Here is a 2,351-nt window from a genome sequence, read left to right as displayed (position 1 = left end):
AGCGAGTCACGTTCTTTTCAGCAACGAAGTTACTAAAGCGATCTCCCCGGTCACTGCGAACTTCTGAGCGACGTAATACCGAACTACCTTGTGGGAAGAAAAAGTTAACATTAGTAGGAATTAACTCTTCCTGATTATTGTAACCGTGATTTCCGTAAGAAACGTAGCGCGGTGCTTCCACCAGTTTCTGAGTTACAACCAACCCTTCGGCCACTTGCATTTCGGGAGTCTCAGCAGTTTTGTCGGAATTAGGGTCAGAGGCTACTCCTTGAACCATCAGCATTCCATTGTCCATTTCTTCGCCGGTGTAATCAAAAGAAAACTCTTGACTTTGTTCAGGCTCCTGCTCAGCTCCATTAGGAAAATCAGCCGCCCGAAACTCTACACTTCCTACATCTACTCGCTCGTCGCCGTATTGATAGAAAGTGTTCAACGTATAAATCTTATCTTTTTTGAGCATTTTTACTGGCAGCTTGGCACTCATCGTGAAGCTCACCGTATTTCCCTGTAGTTCTAGGGGCGACGGTTCAACAGTAAGATTTTGCTCTTCTGCCATCTTCACCATCTTTTTTAAAGAATTACATCCGGTAAAAACCAGGAAGCTGAAGAGTATGGCAGTTAATAGTAGTGAATTAAGTTTATTCATAAGTTAAAAATTTGGTTAGTCTTTGTCGCGAAAATAGAATGATATTAACAATATTACAATTTTGGCGAAAAAATAGTTAAATTATGCCTTTAAGAACCGGTTGAGAACAATATTTGTTTGCTCTAAGTTTAAAATATTATGAGAAAATTGCAGTATTTTTTGGAAAAACAAGCTTTCGGGGTTTGTAATAAGATTGGCAGCAAAATGGATATTCCAACGGCTACCATTCGAATGTATTTTATCTACGCCTCTTTTTTAACCTTTGGCTCTCCTATTCTTCTGTATCTTGGTATTGCTTTCTGGATGAATCTCCGGTATCACCTCCGAAAAAGTCGTAATCCGATTTGGTATTATTAACCTGCTGGGCAAAAAATAGGTTCTTAAAATATTTTTTTCCTAGAACGTATCGGGTAAATACTAATACTCCGGCCATTTGTAGCGAAGGGTTTCTATTGTTAAATTTAGTTTGCTTATTATGTACTCTTTTCCACTGCGATAAGTTTCCGATAAAATCTCGGATAGCCCGAAGCACAGCCCAGGCATCCTGAGGTTTTCGCTGACCGAGAAAAGCTAATGCTGCCAATACATCTAAACCCAGTTTAGCGGGTAACTTCCAAAGTAATTGAGTAGCTAGCTCATTCTTGTAGAGCATCACAGTGCTATTTCGAAAATTTAGATACGTTTTGCGAGGATTACTAGTAGGCATGGTGCCCCCGCCTACGTGATAGACCAAACTAGCTGGTTGACAGTATAACTGGTACCCAGCTTGGTGCATCCGCCAGCAAAGGTCAATTTCTTCCATATGGGCGAAAAAGCTAGAGTCCAAACCGCCCAGCGACTTATATACCTCAGTACGAACAAAAAAACAAGCTCCCGTAGCCCAAAAGATCGGTACTACGCTATCGTACTGCCCACCATCTTTTTCTGTAATATCTAGTATCCTTCCTCGGCAAAAGGGATAGGCTAAGGCATCAATATAGCCCCCCGCCGCCCCGGCGTGTTCAAAGTGGTCTTTCTGATAGTACGCCCGAACTTTAGGCTGACAAGCAGCAATAGCAGCGTTCTGCTCCATAAGCGCAAGCACAGGTTCAATCCAATTGGGCGTAACTTCGGCATCTGAGTTCAGCAAAATACTGTATTTGTTCTCAATGCGGTCTAGTGCTTGGTTGTACCCTTCGGCAAAACCATAATTTTCAGAGAAGGCGAATATTTCTACGGATGGATAGTGCTCCTTCAAAAATGTAATAGAAGAATCGGTGGAAGCATTATCGGCAACAATAATACGGTGCCCGAGGCTGTACGATACTACACTGGGAAGAAACTGCTCTAAGAAATGAACTCCATTGTAGTTTAAGATAACAACCGCCGCAGGTTCCATAAATGAGTGAGTGAGTGTATTAATTGTTTATCTCTTTCCGTTATCCACTACCCAGCGACCCGATGTCAATTTTCTGTTGCCAACTATCGACTGTCCTCTACCTTTCCACCCTTTACCCCTCTACCTTTTTATTAAGTAAAGTTTCCCAAATCAAAGCCCGGAATATTGGGAATAAATCCATCGGTCGACTGCTTCATCGTTTCTTTGGCTTTAGCATCTACTTCTTCCAACGCTTTATTAACCGCGGCAATAACTAAGTCCTGCATCACCTCTTTATCTTCAGGCTTAATCAAGTCATTGTCTATCTCCAAATTAATTACTTGCTTT

Annotated in this window: 2 protein-coding genes and 1 pseudogene; all 3 read right to left on the bottom strand. The window is 41.7% G+C overall.

The annotated features are described in order from the left end of the window. Positions 1–646: pseudogene (locus WBA23_RS07585) on the bottom strand (hypothetical protein); the annotation flags it as partial. A 271-nt stretch (positions 647–917) separates the two neighbouring features. Next, complete coding sequence (locus WBA23_RS07580; protein ID WP_424581669.1) at positions 918–2,024, bottom strand: glycosyltransferase family 2 protein; 1,107 nt, start codon at positions 2,022–2,024, stop codon at positions 918–920. Positions 2,025–2,155: 131 nt separating this feature from the next. Further along, a partial coding sequence (locus WBA23_RS07575) for a YbaB/EbfC family nucleoid-associated protein (RefSeq protein ID WP_424581668.1) occupies positions 2,156–2,351 on the bottom strand: 196 nt, incomplete at its 5' end.

The sequence above is a fragment of the Tunicatimonas sp. genome (assembly GCF_049647865.1).
Taxonomy (GTDB): Bacteria; Bacteroidota; Bacteroidia; order Cytophagales; family Cyclobacteriaceae; genus Tunicatimonas.
This window is presented reverse-complemented; position numbering and strand designations above follow the sequence as displayed.